This window comes from Flaviflexus sp., assembly GCF_041440645.1.
Classification (GTDB): domain Bacteria; phylum Actinomycetota; class Actinomycetes; order Actinomycetales; family Actinomycetaceae; genus Flaviflexus.
Genome location: NZ_JASDVN010000040.1, coordinates 1 through 18,966, shown reverse-complemented (window position 1 = coordinate 18,966; position 18,966 = coordinate 1). Strand labels below are relative to the sequence as shown.

Below are 18,966 nucleotides of genomic sequence, written 5' to 3'. Positions count from 1 at the left end.
CTCCTGGGCAGCGGCGGATTCCAAAACAAACTACACCCCCAATTATGAAGAGCCGCTTTAGTCGTTGTGTGACTTGTCGGAGTGCGCTGACTCGGGATGATTTGCGCGGAGTTGCTCGATCTCGGCCTGGAGTTGGGCGATGCGTTCCTCGCGTTCGTCGAGGCGGTCGGAGCGCTCGCGGTCGAGTTCCTCGATCATGTCGCGTAGCTCGGAACGCACGAAGTCACGAGTTGCCATGTCGCCCAAGGTCATGCGCAGGCCGGCGATCTCGCGGGTCAGATACTCCGTGTCAGCCAGGTTCCGTTCGGCCCTTTGACGATCCTGCTCGTTCGCAACCTTGTCACGATTGTCTTGACGGTTCTGAGCAAGAAGGATGAGGGGAGCGGAGTAGGAGGCCTGGAGGGAGAGCATGAGTGTGAGGGCGGTGAAACCCAGTGCCGCGCTATCGAACCTCAGGTGCTCGGGACCCCACGTGTTCCACGCCAGCCAGATCGCCACGAACACGGACAGATAGACGAGGAACTGGGGTGTGCCGGTGAAGCGTGCAATTCCTTCGGAGATCTGACCGATGCGGTCGGAGTCGCGCTTGCCACGAAGTTTGCGGAGCTTGCGGTCGCGAGCTTCTAGCGGTTCGTTAAAACGATCAGCCATTGAATCCTCGTTCCACTCTCATGTCGAATTCTTCATTCTCGGATGTTCGCCAGTCGTCAGGCAGGAGATGGTCGAGCACGTCGTCGATCGAGACAGCACCCAGCAGGAGCCGTGACTCGTCCACGACGGGCAGTGCCGTCAGGTTGTATGTTGCGAGCCGACGAGCAACTGTACCAATGGAATCATCGGGGCTGAGCGGATCGAGATCAAGGTCAATGATTTGACCGAGAAGAGTCGATGGTGGTTCCCGGAGGGCACGCTGCAGGTGGACGACACCGATGAAACGTCCCGTGGGGGTCTCCATCGGAGGGCGGGTCACAAAGATCGTGGCCGAGAGTGCAGGTGTGACGTCGATGCGGCGGGCGGCGGCCAGGGCCTGGGCGACCGTCGCATCGGGAGAGAGGATGACCGGTTCGGTCGTCATGAGACCACCGGCAGTGCGCTCATCGTAGGTCAGAAGTCGGCGAACGTCCTCGGCCTCTTCCGGGTCCATGCGTTCCAGCAGGAGGGCGGCATGGCTGGTGGGCAGGTCGGCCACGAGGTCGGCGGCGTCATCGGGCTGCATGACATCGAGGACGTCGGCGGCTCGTTCGATGTCAAGGTCGGACATGATCTCGACACGTTCGTCGTCGTTCAACTCCGAGAGCACGTCAGCGAGACGCTCATCGTTCAGGCCTGCCGCCACCGCCATGCGCCGATCCCCGGGCAGGTCACGGATCACGTTGGCGACGTCGGCTGGCTTGAGGTTGGCGATGCGGGCGAGGAGAGCGGTCGCCGCCTGTCCCTCCTTGCCCGTGGCAAGACCGGTGACGTCCCCGACCGGGAGCAGGATGGACTCGCCCCCGTGTGGGCCGTTGCGGTCCGTGCGGACGTACACCTGTGAGAGCCGCCAGTCGGCGCGGCGGTGCTCCTCGATCGACAGGTCGATGACGGTGCCTTCGCCGCCCCCGTTCTTGATCGTGACCTTGCGGTCAAGGATCTCCGAAAGTGCCAGTGTTTCCGTGGAGCGCTGAGCGAACCTGCGGATGTTGACCAGGCCGGTGGTGATGACCTGGCCGTTGGCTATGGACGTGACCCGTGAGAGGGGTAAGAAGACGCGTTTCTTTCCGGACACTTCAATGACGAGGCCCACGGCAAGTGGTGCCCCAACGAGCCGGAACAACACGACCACGTCGTGTACCTTTCCGACCTTATCCCCGATGGGGTCGTATACGTCCGTGCCGGCGAGGCGGCCGACAAATACGCGGCTTCTTGTCTGCATGCTAGCTCCTGTTCAGAACTGTCTTCATCCAGTTCTCCACATCCGTGACGGTGCGGGGAATGTCTTCGGAGAGGCGGCGTGCCCCCGTTTCAGTGACGAGAATATCGTCCTCGATGCGAACGCCGATGCCGCGTAGCCACGCGGGAATCTTCTCATCATCTTCACGGAAGTAGAGACCGGGTTCGATCGTGAACACCATGCCCGGCTCGAGCTCGGCGTCCACGTACATTTCCTTGCGAGCCTGAGCGCAGTCGTGCACGTCAAGACCAAGGTGATGGGAGGTGCCGTGCGGCATCCACCGGCGATGGAACTGACCGTCGGGAGCAAGTGACTCCTCGGCGGTACCAGGCAGGCAGCCCCACCCTTCGAGGTAGCGGGCAATGACCGTCATGGCGGCCGCGTGAATCTCACGGAACCGTACGCCCTTCTCGTTTGCCTTGGCAAGCGATGCCTCAGCGGCCTCGAGAACAGCCTCGTAGACCTTCTTCTGCTCGGGAGAGAAGGTGCCGTTCACGGGCAGGGTGCGGGTGATGTCGGCAGTGTAGAGGGAATCGACCTCCGCACCGGCGTCCACGAGCACGAGCTCGCCGTCTTTCACCGAGCCGTCGTTGACGATCCAGTGGAGGGTGTTGGCGTGGTTGCCCGCTGCCGCAATCGTGTCGTAGCCGACCCCGTTGCCCTCCTCGCGTGCGCGCTGTGCGAAGGCGCCCTCGAGGACGCGTTCGCCGCGCCAGTGCTCCGTCGCGCGGGGGAGTGCGGCGATGATGTCGTCAAAGCCGGCGGCGGTGACGTCGATGGCCTTCTGAATCTCTGCTACTTCCCACTCGTCCTTGAGGAGGCGCAGTTCGCTCGTTGCCTCGTTGAGCTTCGCGTCGAGTTCCTGACCGTTCACGAGGGACTCCTGATCGCGGAGCTGCTGGACCTGGGCATCAATCTTCGAATCAGCCTGGGTGATGGTGGCGAGCTGAACCTGACCCAGGTCCTTCGCCAAAGCGTCGGGCAGGTTATCGATGTGATCGGTGCGGATCCCGGTCATGGTCGACATCTCCTCTAGTGAGGGGCGGGCACCGACCCAGAACTCGCCGTAGCGTGAGTCTGCCCAGAACTCCTCCGAGGAGCGGGGGCTACGGGGATGGAAGTAGAGAACAGCCTCATGTGTGGCTTCTTCTCCCTCAATGGGGTTGAGAATGAGAACAGCGTTCGGCTCGAGCTCACCACCAAGACCGGTCAGGTGAGCGAAGGCGGAGTGCGCACGGAAGCGGTAGTCGGTGTCGTTGGACCTGACCCGGAGTTCGCCGGCGGGGATCACGAGGCGCTGACCAATGAACTGCTTGCCCAGGTTCGCACGACGCACGGCCGAGTAGTCTGCGACAGACGAGCGGCCAGGGCCCTCGGTGCGTGGCCCCCAGTCCTCACCAATGAAGGTACGGAACTCTTGGTTGCTGGGGCGTTGGGAACGGTTCGAACCGCGATCGGTGGTCTTATCAGTCATATCTCCATTGTGTCACCGTCTTGCCCGGAATTCGATTTCACGGCGGTTCGGTGACACAGCCCGTACCCTAGGCCATGTGATCGATTTGCATACCCACTCCGCGTACTCCGACGGCACCCAGAGCCCCCGGGAGCTCTTCGAGGAGGCCGCACGAGCCGGAATTACTGTTCTCGGGCTCACCGATCACGACACGGTGGCCGGCTACGAGGAGGCACGCGAAGCTGCGCGGGAGACCGGCGTTGGTCTCGTCACCGGCATCGAGATCAGCACGCGGCTCCACGGGAAGGTCGTCCACCTGCTCGGATACCTCTTCGACGAAACCGAAGGAATCACCCAGCACTGCATCCGGGTGCAGGAAGCACGGGTGACGCGACTCAAGAACATGGTGGATGCCATGGCGGAGGATAGGCTCATCACCTGGGACGAGGTTCTCGCCGTCGCCGGATCCGAGGCAACCCTTGGTCGCCCACACATTGCAGATGCTCTCTTCAAGCGAGGCACGATCAGCCACCGGGACGAAGCCTTCGCAACCTATCTTTCTCCGCGTTCCCCGTACTACCGAGATTACTGGGCACCCAGCCTGCCCGAGGCCATCAACCTCATTCACGACGGGGGTGGGGTCGTGATCTGGGCTCATCCGAGGGCCGACTCTAGGGGCGGCGCACACGGCTGGTCAGCCATCAACGAGGGCATTGACCTGGGCATTGACGGGCTGGAAGTCGATCACCGCGACAATCCGGCAGAAGATCGGGAAAAACTCGCTAGGATTGTGATGAAACTCGGCCTCGTCCGAACCGGCTCCAGCGACTACCATGGCTCGGGCAAGCACAACCAGCTCGGGGAACACACCACGTCGCCCGACATGCTGGATCGAATCGCCCACAAGGCGACAATGGAGGTCTACTACCCGTGAACAACGTCATTGACTTGACCGTCTTTGCTTCTACTTTCTTCACGTTGTTCGTCATCATGGACCCGGCAGGAAACATCCCGATCTTCCTCGGTCTCACGTCAAAGATGACACCAAAGGAACGCGCCCGTGCCGCATGGCAGGCGAACGCTGTCTCCGCCGGCGTCCTCGGCGTCTTCGGACTCTTCGGCACCTACATCCTCGGGTTCCTCCACATCTCAGTCGAGGCAATGCAGACCTCCGGTGGTCTCCTCCTCCTGCTTGTGGCACTCCAGCTCCTCACCGGTGAAGAGTCGGACCCCGGTAAGCCCGCTGGCAAGACCAACATCGCGCTCGTCCCGATCGGCACCCCGCTCCTCGCGGGACCGGGAACCATCGTGGCTTTCATGCTGTCAGTTGGTGACGCTGGGAACGAGGGACCGAAGATTGTTGCAGTCATTGCCGCCTTCATCGCCGTCCACATCACTTCATGGGCGGCACTGCGCTTCTCCGTCGTCATTCACCGCGTCCTCGGCGAAGGTGGCACTACCCTACTAACGAAGCTTGCCGGCATGCTCCTTGCCGCCATCGCAGCCCAGCTCATCATCAACGGCGTCGTCGGAGTCATCAATAACAACTTCTAGCCTCGACCACCAACGTTTGGGTTCGACAAACAACTTGTGGGTTCGACCAACAATTTTTCGGTCCGACTAAGAAACGATCGCCACTTCTTCACAGGAAGCTGGCTCTAGCAGGCGTTGACGAAGTCGTTGAAGTGACGCAGTCGTTGAAGTACAGAGGAATCGCAGAGTGACTAAGAAGTGCGGCCACCAATTGGTGGCCGCACAATCTCAATCAGCAGTTATCATATGTCGGATCTCTGATCTGCTGTTACTCGGCAGAGGAGCCGTTTGAGTTGCTCGACTTGCTTGAGTTCGTCGACTTGTTTGATCCGTTGCCCTGTGACTGACCGTTCTTGGTGCGACGGCGATTGCGGTTCCGGCGGGGGCGGGACTCGGTCGACTCGGAAGAGCCGCTGGACTGGTTGCCACCGCGGCTGCGGTTGCCGCGTGAGCGATTGCGATTGCCGCCGCGTCCCTTGTTCGAGCGTGCTCCGGTCTCGCCAAGATCCTCGACCTCTTCAGCTTCGAGACCGGCACGAGTACGCTGGGAGCGGGGGAGACGACCTGTGACGTTCGGATCAATGTTCAGATCCGTGTAGAGGTGATCGGAGGTGTGGTAGGTCTCGACCGGTTCCGGGGTACCAAGGCCAAGAGCCTTGTTGATGACGGACCAGCGGGGAGTGTCCTCCCAGTCAACGAACGTGACGGCGGTACCCGAGTGCCCTGCTCGGCCGGTACGGCCAATGCGGTGCAGGTAGGTCTTCTCGTCCTCGGGGCACTGGTAGTTGATGACGTGGGTGACATTCTCAACGTCGATACCACGAGCAGCGACGTCGGTTGCAACGAGAACATCGATCTTTCCGGTGCGGAAGGCGCGCAACGCGCGCTCGCGGGCACCCTGGCCCAGATCGCCGTGGAGGGCGCCGGTGGCGAATCCGCGCTCTTCGAGCTCATCGGCGACCTTGGCGGCCTGACGCTTCGTGCGGGTGAAGATGATGGCGAGCTCGCGGCCCTCAGCCTGGAGGATGCGGGACAGCACCTCGATCTTGTTGAGCTGGTGCGCGCGGTACACCACCTGGGTGGTTTCCTTCACCGTCTTCTGGTCACCGGTTGGATCCTGTGCACGGATGTGGGTGGGGCGCGTCATGTAGCGACGCGCCATGGCAACCACGGAGCCGGGCATGGTGGCCGAGAACAACATTGTGTGGCGGGTCGGGGGAGTCGCGGCCATGATGGTCTCGACGTCCTCAAGGAAGCCCAGGTCCAGCATCTCGTCTGCCTCGTCAAGAACGAGGGTCTTGAGCGCGGTCAGGTCGAGGACCTTCTGCTTGTAGAGGTCAATAAGTCGGCCAGGCGTGCCGACGACGATTTCTGCACCCTTCTTCAGTGCATTGACCTGGGGTTCGTATGCTCGTCCGCCGTACACCTCGACGATGCGGATGTTGCGATTGGCGGATGCCATCTTGAGGTCACCAGCGACCTGGACGGCAAGCTCACGAGTGGGAGCAATGGCGAGTGCCTGCGGTGCACCCGGCTTGGTGAGCTTGTCGTAGCCCTCCTCGCCGGGTCCAACCACGGACTCGATCATGGGGATGCCGAAGCCAAGGGTCTTACCGGTACCGGTCTTGGCCTGACCGATGATGTCCTGACGCGTAAGCGCGATTGGGAGGGTCAGGGCCTGAATCGGGAACGGGTAGGTAATGCCCTTCTCGGCGAGAGCGTCGACAATATCCTGGCTGACACCGAAGTCGGCAAATGACTTGCGGTCGAGATCCAGTTCCTCGGCGGTGGCGTCAATGTCCGCCTTGGGCTCAGCGGCTGTCGGGACGCTCGCGTGATCAGTAATAATCTGTCCGCTTGTAGACATGTATTTCCTTTACTTGATTGCAATCGGGGGGGGTGCGTACGCGCACCGGTAGCCGATCGCAAAGAAGCAATGCCGGGATCCGGCAGAAGAATAAGATGTCAACAGCACGACCGGTCAACCTTCGTGGCTATCCTAGTGCATGCGGCGGTTTGTGGACGAAGGTGTGTTAGGCGTGACCAAATCCGACGCGGCGGGGCTCGTCCTCACCGACGGAGACGTAGGCCAGCGTGGCGGCCGGGATCATGGCCTTGCGGCCCTTCTCGTCGGTCACCTTGAAGAGACCGTTCGAGGAAAGAGCCTCGGCAACGGCGGCCTCAATCTCTTCCGCGGTCTGGTCGACCTCAAACGTGAGTTCGCGGGCAATGTTCTGAATTCCAATGTGAAGTTCCATGGAACTAATCCTACGAAACGAGGCGGGCACGGGTCGTAACGATTCGTCACCGGCGGAAAACTGAACCTGATTGGTCTCACCCCTCGGGTATCTTCGGAGTATGGGGAAATTTGAACTGGATGCTTCTCAGGCTCGTGCAGTGGCGCACGCGCTGGAAAACAACGCCACAATCATTGAGGGAGCGTCCGGTACCGGCAAGACCGCCGTGCTCCTCGATGCGGCCTCGCAGATCATTGAACGCGGTGAATCTCTTGTCCTGCTGGCCGCCGGTCGTAAGGCGGCAGACGATCTCCGCACCCAGCTCACCCTGAACCACGGCAAGCTTCCCGCCAATGTGCAGGTTCGTACCGCTCAGGCGTGGGCCTTCAGCATCCTCCAGACCTACGCGGCGGACCGCGGACGCCACACCCCCGAACTCATAACTGGTCCAACCCAGGATTCGATCATCACCGAGCTTCTGACCGTTGTCGGGCAGGGTATTGCCTGGCCTTCCGAACTCGATGAGGACGTCATGAGGCTTCCCGGGTTCCGTGCGGAGTTGCGTGATCTGCTCACGCGATCCGCTGAACTTGGTCTCAGCGGAGAGGACCTGCAGGCACTTGGCAGGGAACAGGGAGAGCAGATCTGGGTGGCCGCGGGTCAGCCCATGGACCAGTACGAGAACTCCCTTGCTCTTGAGGATGCGACGGCTCCGGGCGGTACGGGAGCCGATAGGTTCGACCACGCCAGGCTCGTCCACCAAGCAGCCCGCCTCCTGACATCTCCCGAGGCGTGGGGGAGCGGATCCATGCCCACCTACCAGTGGGTGCTCATCGACGACTATCAGAACGCGACCCTCGCGACCGCGGCACTCTTGAGCGCTGTCCACGACATCCAGCCCGGTGACCGTAACGGTGCCAGGCTCATCCTGACTGCCGATCCCGACACGGCGGTCGAGGGCTTCCGCGGCGGCATCGCCCACCTGCCGGGACTGGCCCGCGGTTCGAAGCCAGGAACCGGATTGGGCGCGGGCGTTGTCACGCTCAAGGAGCGCCACCGCGGGGGAGAGAAGCTGTCCGAGCTTCAGAACAGGCTCGTCGATCGCATCAGCGTTGCTGGCCTTGCCTCGCACCGCAGGCCAAAGCCGGGTACGCAGGCGGATTCCCTCAAAGTTCTGACCTTCCCCGGTACCGATCAGGAGTACTCCGGCATCGCCCGCTTGATCCGCCGAGCTCACGTTCGCGACAATCTGGCTTGCGACGACGTCGCGATCATCACCCGCTCCCGGGGCACTCATATCGAGATTGAGCGTGTCCTGCGGGATGCTGGCGTGCGGGTCCGTCCAGCCGCCCGCAACGAGCCCCTCCGATTCACTCCCATCGTGCGAGCACTCATGGATGTCATGAAGGAGGGAGTATCCGGTGACTTGACCGATGCTGAGCTCCTTGCTCTCATCAGTTCCCCTCTCATTGGGCTTGATCCCGCGCGCAAGCGCCAGCTCTCTCACCGGATCACGGTCTGGGGAGAAGAGAACGAGTCGAGTTCCCCTGTGCGCGACATTCTGGCGAACGTGCCTGAGGGTGCGGAATGGGCGGGGCCTCTGAAGAAACTGGATGAGATCCTCGAGGCCACGCGTGATGCTGTCACGTCCAACAAGAACGCAGAAGAGGTGCTGTGGGCCGCGTGGCAGGCGACCGACCTGGCCGATGGGCTGCGCGAGCAGGCTCTGAGCAACGGAACGACCAGCAGGGCCGCAAACGCAATCCTCGACGCGGTCATGCAGCTCTTCCGCATTGCCCAGCGTCTCGTCGACCGTGACGCGAGAACGTCCGCTGCACAACTTCTCGATGAGCTCGAGTCCCAGGACATTGCCGAAGACTCCATTGCCCGAACTGGTAAGGAGAGTGGCGTCCACCTGCTCACGCCGGCCATGGCTCTGGGGCAGGAGTTCGAGCTTGTCATCGTGGCCGACTTAAACGACGGCACGTGGCCGAACATGAAGGTGCGTGACGGGCTGTTTGGCGCGGGAAGGATCGCGGAGCTCTACCTCGACAGGCTGACCGATGGGGTCTCGGGACTGCGTTCCGTTGTTGATGACGAGTTGCGCATGCTGGCGTTCTCGGTAGCCAGGTCCAAGCGCGACCTCGTGCTGACGGCCGTCGACTCGGAAGAGACCTCGCGATCCAGGTTTATCGATCTCGTGGTTGATGAAGAGAACATTGAGCACGTCGAGTCGAGCAAGCTTTCCATGTCGATCCCGGGTGTCGTGGGTCGGTTGCGTTCCGCTCTGACCGACCCTGCCCTCGCCATCAACGACGTTGATCGGGAACTGGCGGCCGATATCCTTGCTTCCTTGCCGACGTGGACCGAGCGGCACCTTGCCGGCGTTGCCACAAGTGAGTGGATTCCCTCCCTGGAGCCCAGCGACATGCGCCCCTGGGAGTCCACGAAGCGGATCTCGCCGTCCAATGCGGAAGCGATCATGCAGTGCACGCTCAAGTGGTTTGCGCAGCGCATCGGCCTCAGCAATATGGAAGCAACCCAGAATTTTGATCGAGGCAATATCATCCACGAGCTCGCCGAGACCTATCCGGATGGTGACTCGACTCAGATCTGGAACGCCTTTGAGGAGAAGTGGCCAGAGTATTCAGTTGCCTTTACAGAAGGGTACGAACGGGAGCTGGAACGCAATGACATGGTCACCATGGTCGAGGCTCTCATTGCTTACCTGTCAGCTCACCCTGGAGCAGATGTCGAGAAGCAATTGACTTACCAAACGGACCACTTCACTGTGAGCGGCCGAGTTGACCGGGTTGAACCAACTCCCGACGGCCCCATCATCGCGGATCTTAAGACCGGAAAGACGAAGCCATCCGACAAGGACACGAAGGAGAACGCGCAGCTGCGTATCTACCAGTGGATGTATGAGAAGGAGACTGGGGTCCCAACGGCAGGCGCCAAACTCGTCCTGGTGAGGTACCAAGACGGACGGAAGAAGACAGGTTACCCGCTCCTTCGAAATCAGAAGCCGCTCGAAGAGAGCGACGAACAAGCAGTTGAGGAGATGCTCAAGGAGGTCGCGACCAAGATGGGCGGGATTGACATCACTGCTCAATCAGGCGACTGGTGCGCGTACTGCCCGATCAAGACTGCGTGCCCAATCTTCCCGGAAGGAGCCCTGTTCTCATGAACCTCGAATCACGCGAAGGTGCAGCTGAGTTCCTCCGTCAAGTCGACGGGCACGCTCCCACAAGCGATCAGCTCGATGTCATCATGGGCGGTGCCGAACCATCCCTCGTGATTGCCGGCGCCGGCGCAGGTAAGACGAAGACGATGGCATTGAGGGTCGTTTACCACGTGGCCGCAGGCCACGTGAAGCCGGCAGAGGTACTCGGTCTGACCTTTACCAAAAAGGCAGCGAACGAGCTCGCCACTCGCATCTCCACCATGCTCCGCAAGGCTGCGCGCATTGGAGAGACTGCTATCGACGAAGAGACTGTCATTCTCTCTCGCCCAGTGGTGTCAACATACAACTCCTTTGCCTCCGCCATCGCCACCGAACACGGCCTCATCGTCGGAGTTGATCCATCGGCTCGCCTCATCACGGATGCTGAGCAGTTCCAGATCATCAACGATCTGGTGCGCGGGTGGAAGGGGAGTTTCAAAGACTCCGAACGCCAGATCAGTTCGCTGACGAAGGACGTCAAGGAACTTGCGGCCGACATTCTCAATAACGAACTGACAACTGAAAAGGTACGTCAGGCGCTGACCGAGTTCCGCGACCACTTGCTGGCGATCAAGGCGGATAGCCTGGCCCTGTCGAAAAGGAACCGCGTTTTCCTGAGCAAGTTCGATTCGCGAATGGAGATCCTCGACGTCGTCGATAGTTATCTTCAGTACAAGAAGGTCAACCAGCTGACCGAATACGCAGACCAGGTGGCTGTGGCCAACCGAGTCCTGAGAAAACGACCCTCGATCGGCGCTGCGCTTCGTGAGGAACACAAGCTTGTCCTTCTCGATGAGTACCAGGACACCTCAGTCAACAACGCGAAGTTCCTCCTGCAACTCTTTGGTGGCGGGCACGACGTCACTGCCGTGGGTGACCCGAACCAGGCGATCTATGGGTGGCGTGGCGCCTCGGCCGATGCTCTTGCTGACTTCAAGAGAATGTTTGCAGCTCCGGGCAAACCCATGCCCCAGTACTCGCTTTCACTGGCGTTCCGAAACAAGGGCGAGATCCTCGATGTTGCAAACGCCGTCGCCGAACCGCTCCGCAAGCACGCCAAGCTGAGCGGCCTCGAAGTTCAGCCCCTCGAAGCCTTCACAAAGACCGGTGGCGAGGTTGAACTGAACTTCGAGACGTTGGTTGACGAGTCGTACGCCAATATCGCATCCGACATAGCGAGGTACCGTGAGAAGCACTCCTCGGCCAACAACGGTCGGGGCCCCTCCATCGCAGTCCTCTGTCGAGCCCGTTCAGCCATGGAACCGATGGCGAAGGCTCTGGAGGAGCGCGGAATCCCCTACATCGAGCACGGGAATCAGACGGCGATCTCCCAGCCCGAGGTCAAGACGATTCGAGGCCTACTTCGTGCTGTCTCCAACCCCTCGCAGGGTGATTCGATCATGCGGATGCTCACGTACCTCAACATTTCTCCGGCGGATCTCGAAGCGATGAATGCTGTGCGCCGTTCTGCGGGGAAACAGGCAGGAGTGGATCTCAGCTTTGTCGAGGCTCTTGCGCACCTGGAGAAAGCCGATCTCAGCGAGGCAGGTCGACGTCGCCTTCAGAGATTGCGCGGCTGGCTTCACACTCTGACCGAGGCGCGCTTCTCTCGCATCGAGGATCTCGTGTCCCTTGCCATCCGCATCACGGGACTGGAGACCGAGGTCTACTCCCGGTCCGCCTCCGGCGGTATCGGACGGGCAAGCCTTTCCGCGCTCCAGCGTCTCGCCTCTGGATACTCGCAGGCCATCGAGGGTGCGACAATCGAGGCGTTTCTCGATTGGCTTGATCTCGTGGAGGAAAACGAAAAGGGTGACGATGGGGAACTGCCGCTCGCAGACCTTGCGGTCGAGTCCGACGGCGTGACCAAAGACGAACTCGAAAATCCGAACACTGTCACGATCATGACCATCCACGGAGCCAAGGGACTGGAGTGGGACTACGTTGCCATTCCAGAGCTTCGCTACGGTGGGTTCGATCTTCTGAAACAGAACCCGAAAGATCCCTGGCTTACCAGCATCAAGAAGATTCCGCCGTGGTTGCGGGAGGATGCTGCGTCAATTCCCGAGTGGCGGTGGCGCGCCGAAGGCGATGCGAAGGCGCTCGAGGAGTCGTTTGCCAAGTGGTTGTCGGAGGACTGGGCGGACTACGAGAACCGGGAGATTCGCAGGCTCGCCTATGTCGCGATGACAAGGCCACGCTCTCGGCTCTTCCTCGCTGGGTACTGGTATCAGAACTCGGCTCAGTGGGAGGCGCTGGTCAAGAAGATGGCGAGTAAGCCGAGGGATCCCCTGGACAGGGGCCCATCGAGGCTCCTCTTGAATCTCAGCATGCCCACGAACGGTGTTTCTATGACAACGCCACCGGAGGTCAATGTTGATGAGGGCGAGGAGGCGCAGACTGCCTTGTTTATCGCGGATCAAAACAGGGGAGTATCAGAGACGACGAGTAAGGCCGTGGAGTTTGTGAACTCGCGGGTTACGCTCACGCCGAAAGAAATGGAAGAGAAGGCTCTTTCTGGTTCACGTTGGGTAAAGGATTCCCTCGCCGACCTGCAAGCTCTTCTTGAGGGCGATGAAAGGGCCCAGATCGACCTGGGTCACCTCACAGCCAATGGCGTTGTGCAGATGGCGAGCGATCAGGCCCAGTTCCGTCTCGATCTTGAGCGACCCATCCCGAACGAGCCAGCTCATGCAGCCCGCTTGGGTCAGCAGATCCACGAGCACATCGCGAGCAGGTACGGTGCCCCGCGCACCGGTGACCTCCTCGATGTCTCCGGCGATGTCGACCAGGTTCTCGGTCTGGATCTGAACGACCCCAGGGTGTCCCGATTGATCGAGAACTTTGAGTCGATCCCGTTCGTGAAGTCGGGTACTCAGCCCATAGCTGTTGAATCCCCAGTCGACGTTGTTGTTGCCGGTGTCCCCATGCGCGGCACGATCGATGCTGTCTTCCCGGACGGGACTGATGACGAGGGCCATGAGCGTGTCCGCATCGTCGACTGGAAGACGGGTCGACATCCCACTGCTGAGGATCTGCCGAACCGGGAACTCCAGCTCCACCTCTACAGGCTCGCGTGGGCCAGAGTGACAGGCATGGACCCCCGAAACATTAGTGCCACGTTTGCGTACCTGGGGGAGAAGGACGAAGCGAAACGACTGCACCACGTTGGATTCGTGGCTGAAGACGAACTCGAGGCAAAGATCGAAGGACTCATCCAGGCGGTGAAGACAGCGCGATAGCGGCGAGCTATCGGCTGGAGATCTTGTGAGCAATAAGGAATGGGTGGCCACCGGCCATCCATTCTGCTTCTTCAGTTCTTTGGTTCCTCAGTGTTCTTCCGAGTTTCCATTGAAGCTGGCTTTCAATCGAACGAGGCTCTGTGAACCTGAGGCTATTGGATCTGAGGTCGTTGTTTGAGTTACTCGGCTGAGCTTGAGGTTTGAGCCGTGTAGCTGTCCCGCACGTCCATCTGCCACCTAGGTCCCGTCACTTCCATGGGATCCGCTGCGATTGTCTCGTCGAGTTCGACGAGCATGCCGCGGGCTTCGTTGATGATGTCGGGGGAGTCGATGCGGACTCCGTGGAGCAACCAGCGTGCGAGCGCGAACTCGGAGTGGAGGGCAACGCGATCAAGGAGGTGAGTATCGCCTCCCGTGCCGCGGGCCATGGCGTACGCCTCGGTCACGGTGTCGAGCATGTCCTCATCCAGGGAGTTGGCGAGCCACACGAAGTCGGAGGCAGGGTCGCCCACGTGCGCCTCACCGAAGGATGTGATGGCAGAAACCTGACCGTTGGACCAGAGCACGTTGTCCTCATCCATGTCTCCGTGCACGGGAACCGTGTTGATCTCCCAGAGGGAGTCGTCCGCGATCCAGGTGTCCCAGCGACCAAGAAGACTCGAGGGGGCCATGCGCGTGAGTGCTACGTCCTCAAGTTCTGTTGTGAGGCGCTTGCGCAGGCCGGCAGCATCGTAGACCGGAATGCCGCCGCCCGAGAAGATGCTCGGGTCGAGCTCGTGCAGGGCGCCAAGGGCGCGGCCAATCGACTGCGCACCTGCCTTGGTGAGCCGCTCGAGCGGCATCGGGTGACCGAAGGGCTCGCGGAACACCATGGCGCGGCCGCCCTTGGATACGGTCGTGAACGCCTTGGGTCGCACAACATCGAACGGAAGCTTGCCTTCGTCAACCGCGGTGATAAGACCATCGGCAAGAGCCGCCTCGGCCTCGAGTGCGGCTCCAGCGAGCTGGTGGCGGGGAAGCTTGACAACCCAATGGCGTCCCTGTGAATCGAGGGCACCACCGATGAGATAGTCGGGGGTCTCGTCGAACGGGGGACGCGTCGCAACGATCTCGACGTCCTGGAGTGCAGAGACGGCGACCGCTGCGAGGTAGAGGGAATTATGTGCCACGCATTCAACTTAGGCGATAGAGTCCCTACCTGCCAGGTCACACTCCGGGATGTGGCTACGCTGATAGGCAGTTTTTGCCGTAGCCTAAAGGACGTGGCTACTGATTATTCGTCTGAAATTTCTGATATTCGTTCAACCTTTGAACAGATCCGCCTCGTGACAGACCCCGAGGGTCTCGAGAAGCGGATCGCCGAGTTGACCGAAGAATCGTCTGCCCCGGACCTGTGGGATGACCAGGAGAAGGCGCAGGCAGTCACCTCGAAGCTGTCCCACGCTCAGTCGGAACTCAACCGCATTAACGCCATGGCTGCGCGGATCGATGACCTGGAGACGATGGTTGAGATGGCGGGGGAGGAAGCCCTCGTCGACGAGGAAAGCGGAGCCGAGCTCTACCGAGAAGCCGATCGTGAGATGAAGGGAATCCACAAGGACCTGGACGACCTCGAGATCAAGACCCTGCTGTCCGGTGAGTACGACTCCCGTGAAGCCGTGGTCACCATCCGCTCCGGCGCAGGCGGCGTCGATGCTGCGGACTTTGCCGAGATGCTGGTGCGCATGTACTCCCGTTGGGCGGAGCGCAACGGATACCCGATCAAGATGCTCGACACCTCCTACGCGGAAGAAGCAGGCATCAAGTCCGCCACCTTCGAGGTCCAGGCACCCTATGCCTACGGAACTCTCTCCGTCGAGGCAGGCACCCACCGTCTCGTCCGTATCTCGCCCTTCGACAACCAGGGCCGCCGCCAGACCTCCTTCGCGGCCGTTGAGGTTATCCCCGTGACGGAGCAGACCGACCACATCGACATTCCCGAAGCCGACATCAAGGTCGACGTGTTCCGTTCCTCGGGTCCCGGCGGCCAGTCAGTGAACACGACCGACTCCGCGGTCCGCATGACACACATTCCCACCGGAATCGTCGTTTCCATGCAGAACGAGAAGTCGCAGATCCAGAACAGGGCAGCAGCGCTCAGGGTTCTGCAGGCTCGCCTGCTCGTCAAGCGTCAGGAAGAGGAAGCTGCCGAGAAGAAGGCCCTCGCCGGCGACGTCAAGGCGTCCTGGGGCGATCAGATGCGCTCCTACGTCACGCACCCGTACCAGATGGTCAAGGACCTGCGGACCGGGTACGAGTCGGGCAATCCCGACAACGTATTCGATGGCGATATCGACGGATTCATCGATGCTGGGATCAGGTGGCGTGTCGGACAGCACGCAAATGATGACAAATAGGTAACGGCGTGCCTCGCGGGCTGAGGTTGGCAGTGCGATAGCTTAAACGTGAACTACTGTCCCTCGACCTTGGCCTCGTATGATCACTTTTCAAAATGTCACGAAAATCTACCAAAAGGGGGCGCATCCAGCCCTCGATGATGTGACTCTCGATATCGAACGAGGAGAGTTTGTCTTCCTCGTCGGTCCGTCAGGCTCAGGAAAGTCAACGTTCCTCCGCCTCTGCATGCTCGAAGAGCAGGCCACATCGGGAAAGATCTTCGTGCTCGGTAAGAACCTTGCCGAACTGTCCTCACGCCGCACCCCGAAGCTCCGCCGTCAGGTCGGTCGAGTCTTCCAGGACTTCAGGCTTCTCGAGGACAAGCACGTATTCGACAACGTTGCGCTCGCCATGCAGGTGATTGGCAGGCCCCGCCACCACATCCGTTCCGCCGTTCCCGAGGTTCTCGACATGGTCGGTCTCGCGGGTAAGGAAAAGCGAAAGATGACGGAGCTGTCGGGTGGTGAGCTCCAGCGCGTCGCGATCGCCCGCGCCATGGTCAACCGACCCAAGCTGCTTCTGGCCGATGAGCCCACGGGTAACCTCGACCGTCAGACCGCGAACGGTATCATGTCTCTCTTGGACAGGATCAACCGGAACGGAACCACTGTCGTCATGGCCACGCATGCCTACGACATCGTGAACGAGATGCGCAAGCGAGTCGTGACCCTGAGCGATGGCGTGGTCGTGTCAGACCAGGAACGCGGAATCTACGGAGCCGGAGGTCAGGCATGAGAATCGGATTCATCCTCTCCCAGACGTTCAAGGGCATCCGCTCCAACCGCGTTGTTGTCATTTCTCTTGCCCTCGTGACCTTCGTGTCGCTCATGTTCCTCGGTGCCGCTTCCCTGCTTCAAACCCAGGTCGGCAACATGAAGAACGAGTGGTACGACAAGGTGGAGGTCACTGCCTTCATGTGTCCACTCAACCCCACGACCGCGCAATGCGCCGGGGGTGAGGCAACCCAGGAACAGATCGACGCTGTCGAGGAGTTCCTTCAGTCTGATTCCATGGCACAGTACGTCGACGAGGTGTACATCGAGTCGAAGGCCGATGCTCTCGCGAACTTCCGTGAGCAGATGGCGGGCACGACCTGGGTTGACGCACTCACCGAGGACGCCATGCAGGTGTCGTTCCGCGTCAAGCTCGTGGATCCGGAAGAGTTCCAGATCGTGGCCGATGAGCTGTCCGGCCAGCCCGGTGTCGAGTACGTGGTCGATCAGCGCGAGCAGCTCGAATCGATCTTCTCCGTCCTCAACGGCGCCACGGTGATCGCTGGCGGCCTCGCCATCACCATGATCATCACGGCACTCCTCCTCATCGTCACGATGGTTCGACTGTCTGCCATGTTCCGAGAGAAGGACACAGGGATCATGCGCATGGTTGGTGCCTCCAACTCCACCATCCAAGCACCCTTCGTCCTCGAAGGTGTGTTCGCGGCCCTCCTCGGTTCCGTCCTCGCGGTCGGTGCCCTGTTCGGTGGCGTCAAGTACTTCTTCGAATCCTCGAGTTCGGAAGCCCAGTTCAGCTTTATTAAGCTCATCGACTCCGGTGATGTGTTGGCGCTGGCACCCTGGCTCGTTGGAGGCGCACTCATCGTCACCGCACTGGCCTCCTACATTGCTCTCCGCCGATACACGAAGGTCTGATCCATGAAGTTCCGTGCCGTGCTGACCGCAGCCACGTCCGCCCTGTTCCTCGCCCTGTCAAGCTCACTCGCAGTCGCCGACACGGATGACGAGCGCGAGAAGCTCGTTGAACAGCAGGAGCAGAACGAACGCGAAATCGAGGAGCTGCAGTCCTCCCTTGAAGGCATCGACGTGGACCTGCAGGAGGCTTATCTGTCTCTCGAGCAGACCCGCAACCAGATCCCCATCGCGCAAGAGGAACTCGCGACCGCGCAGTCGAACCTGTCGGCTGCCCAGCGCAGGAGCGAAACCATTGCCGGTCAGCTTGAAGCGGCGCAGGCCGAACTCGACACGATCGAAACCCAGCTTGCTGAGGATTCGGAGCTTTCCGAGCAGACCCAGGCATCGCTCAACGAACTGGCTCGTTCCGCCTACCGCGGCGAAACGAACGGAAGCACCGTTGATCTGTGGCTGTCGTCCAGCTCCACCACCGACCTGTTCAGCGCGATGGCGGCAACGAACTCGATTGCTCGCACCGAGAGCGCCCTCATCCTTGAGGCACAGACCCAGGTGGCGGTGAATGAGAACCGTTTGGCACGCCAGCAGGTGGTCGAATCCGACATCATCGAGCTTCAGGCCGAGGCCGATGCCATCGTCATTGAACTTGACCAGACTCGCGCTGTTGCCCAGACCAAGACTGACGAGCTCATTGCTCTCGAGGCCGATGAGGCCGAGCACGCCGCCGAACTCGAGGATCGCCGTGAGGAGTTTTCAGCCTCCGCCGCGAAGCTTGAGTCCGACAATAAGGACATCGCCGCCACCATCCTCGCCATCGACGAGGAGAACAGGCGTCAGGCCGAGATTGCCGCTGAGGAAGCACGCCAGCAGGAAGCGGATAGGCTGGCACGCGAGCAAGCCGCTGAGGAAGCACGCCAGAACGTTGCCCCCGTTCCAAGTGCCACCCAGGAGGCCGCACCCGCCCAGACCCAGGAGGCTGCACCCGAGCCGGAGCCGACGCAGGCACCCGTTGCCGCATCCACCACCTTCATTCCTCCCGTCCCGGCACCGGTCTACGTGACCTCACCGTTCGGCATGAGGTGGTACCCGATCACGGGCGGCAACTGGATGCACAACGGCGTTGACCTGCGCTCCGTCTGCGGCGAGGGCCAGGTCGCGACAGCAGCAGGTGTTGTCGCTGAGGTTCGTCCCGCAGCCGGCAACGGCACTCACGGTAACCAGGTCATCATCAACCACGGAACGATCAACGGTTCATCCTACGTG

General features: G+C 60.9%; 14 protein-coding genes. 8 read left to right on the top strand and 6 right to left on the bottom strand.

What is annotated here, in order from left to right:
• Positions 1 to 57 precede the first annotated feature (57 nt).
• Genes QMB98_RS05565 through QMB98_RS05555 form a run of 3 tightly spaced genes read right to left on the bottom strand, consistent with a single transcriptional unit; the run spans position 58 to position 3,404 of the window.
• The gene (locus tag QMB98_RS05565) at positions 58 to 651 is read right to left on the bottom strand and encodes a DUF1003 domain-containing protein (RefSeq protein WP_371684691.1); all 594 of its coding nucleotides are present in this window, start codon (positions 649 to 651) and stop codon (positions 58 to 60) included.
• The gene (locus QMB98_RS05560) at positions 644 to 1,912 is read right to left on the bottom strand and encodes a magnesium transporter MgtE N-terminal domain-containing protein (protein ID WP_371684690.1); all 1,269 of its coding nucleotides are present in this window, start codon (positions 1,910 to 1,912) and stop codon (positions 644 to 646) included. Before QMB98_RS05560 ends, QMB98_RS05565 begins: the two co-directional genes overlap by 8 nt.
• 1 nt (position 1,913) lies before the next feature.
• On the bottom strand, positions 1,914 to 3,404 hold the full coding sequence (locus QMB98_RS05555; protein WP_371684689.1) for an aminopeptidase P family protein: 1,491 nt from the start codon (positions 3,402 to 3,404) through the stop codon (positions 1,914 to 1,916).
• 76 nt (positions 3,405 to 3,480) lie between these two features.
• Here QMB98_RS05555 and QMB98_RS05550 point away from each other — a divergent pair, with 76 nt between their 5' ends.
• Together QMB98_RS05550 and QMB98_RS05545 are read left to right on the top strand one after the other, a co-directional pair.
• Complete coding sequence (locus QMB98_RS05550; RefSeq protein WP_371684688.1) at positions 3,481 to 4,317, top strand: PHP domain-containing protein; 837 nt, start codon at positions 3,481 to 3,483, stop codon at positions 4,315 to 4,317.
• A complete protein-coding gene (locus QMB98_RS05545; protein WP_371684687.1) occupies positions 4,314 to 4,937 on the top strand; it encodes a MarC family protein in 624 nt (207 codons plus the stop codon). Before QMB98_RS05550 ends, QMB98_RS05545 begins: the two co-directional genes overlap by 4 nt.
• Before the next feature lie 247 nt (positions 4,938 to 5,184).
• Here QMB98_RS05545 and QMB98_RS05540 read toward each other — a convergent pair whose 3' ends face one another.
• Both QMB98_RS05540 and QMB98_RS05535 read right to left on the bottom strand, forming a co-directional pair.
• Positions 5,185 to 6,783: a DEAD/DEAH box helicase gene (locus tag QMB98_RS05540; RefSeq protein WP_371684686.1), complete on the bottom strand. Its 1,599-nt coding sequence runs from the start codon at positions 6,781 to 6,783 to the stop codon at positions 5,185 to 5,187.
• A gap of 166 nt (positions 6,784 to 6,949) precedes the next feature.
• On the bottom strand, positions 6,950 to 7,174 hold the full coding sequence (locus QMB98_RS05535; RefSeq protein WP_371684685.1) for a DUF3107 domain-containing protein: 225 nt from the start codon (positions 7,172 to 7,174) through the stop codon (positions 6,950 to 6,952).
• 100 nt (positions 7,175 to 7,274) lie between these two features.
• On the opposite strand from QMB98_RS05535, the gene QMB98_RS05530 reads away from it, so the two are divergent.
• Positions 7,275 to 10,343, top strand: a complete 3,069-nt coding sequence (locus tag QMB98_RS05530) for a PD-(D/E)XK nuclease family protein (RefSeq protein ID WP_371684684.1) — start codon at positions 7,275 to 7,277, stop codon at positions 10,341 to 10,343.
• Complete coding sequence (locus QMB98_RS05525; protein WP_371684683.1) at positions 10,340 to 13,621, top strand: ATP-dependent helicase; 3,282 nt, start codon at positions 10,340 to 10,342, stop codon at positions 13,619 to 13,621. The genes QMB98_RS05530 and QMB98_RS05525 overlap by 4 nt, the downstream gene beginning before the upstream one ends.
• Positions 13,622 to 13,800: 179 nt before the next feature.
• Here QMB98_RS05525 and QMB98_RS05520 read toward each other — a convergent pair whose 3' ends face one another.
• Positions 13,801 to 14,790 (bottom strand): phosphotransferase, encoded by a 990-nt coding sequence (locus tag QMB98_RS05520; RefSeq protein ID WP_371684682.1) that lies wholly within the window; start codon positions 14,788 to 14,790, stop codon positions 13,801 to 13,803.
• A 93-nt stretch (positions 14,791 to 14,883) separates the two neighbouring features.
• Here QMB98_RS05520 and prfB point away from each other — a divergent pair, with 93 nt between their 5' ends.
• The 4 genes from prfB to QMB98_RS05500 all read left to right on the top strand — a co-directional run.
• Positions 14,884 to 16,017, top strand: coding sequence for a peptide chain release factor 2 (gene prfB / locus QMB98_RS05515; protein WP_371684681.1), 1,134 nt, complete (start codon positions 14,884 to 14,886; stop codon positions 16,015 to 16,017).
• A gap of 79 nt (positions 16,018 to 16,096) precedes the next feature.
• Positions 16,097 to 16,792: a cell division ATP-binding protein FtsE gene (ftsE, locus tag QMB98_RS05510; RefSeq protein WP_371684680.1), complete on the top strand. Its 696-nt coding sequence runs from the start codon at positions 16,097 to 16,099 to the stop codon at positions 16,790 to 16,792.
• Positions 16,789 to 17,706 (top strand): permease-like cell division protein FtsX, encoded by a 918-nt coding sequence (gene ftsX, locus QMB98_RS05505; RefSeq protein WP_371684679.1) that lies wholly within the window; start codon positions 16,789 to 16,791, stop codon positions 17,704 to 17,706. Before ftsE ends, ftsX begins: the two co-directional genes overlap by 4 nt.
• A 3-nt stretch (positions 17,707 to 17,709) precedes the next feature.
• A partial coding sequence (locus tag QMB98_RS05500; RefSeq protein WP_371684678.1) for a peptidase M23 occupies positions 17,710 to 18,966 on the top strand: 1,257 nt, incomplete at its 3' end.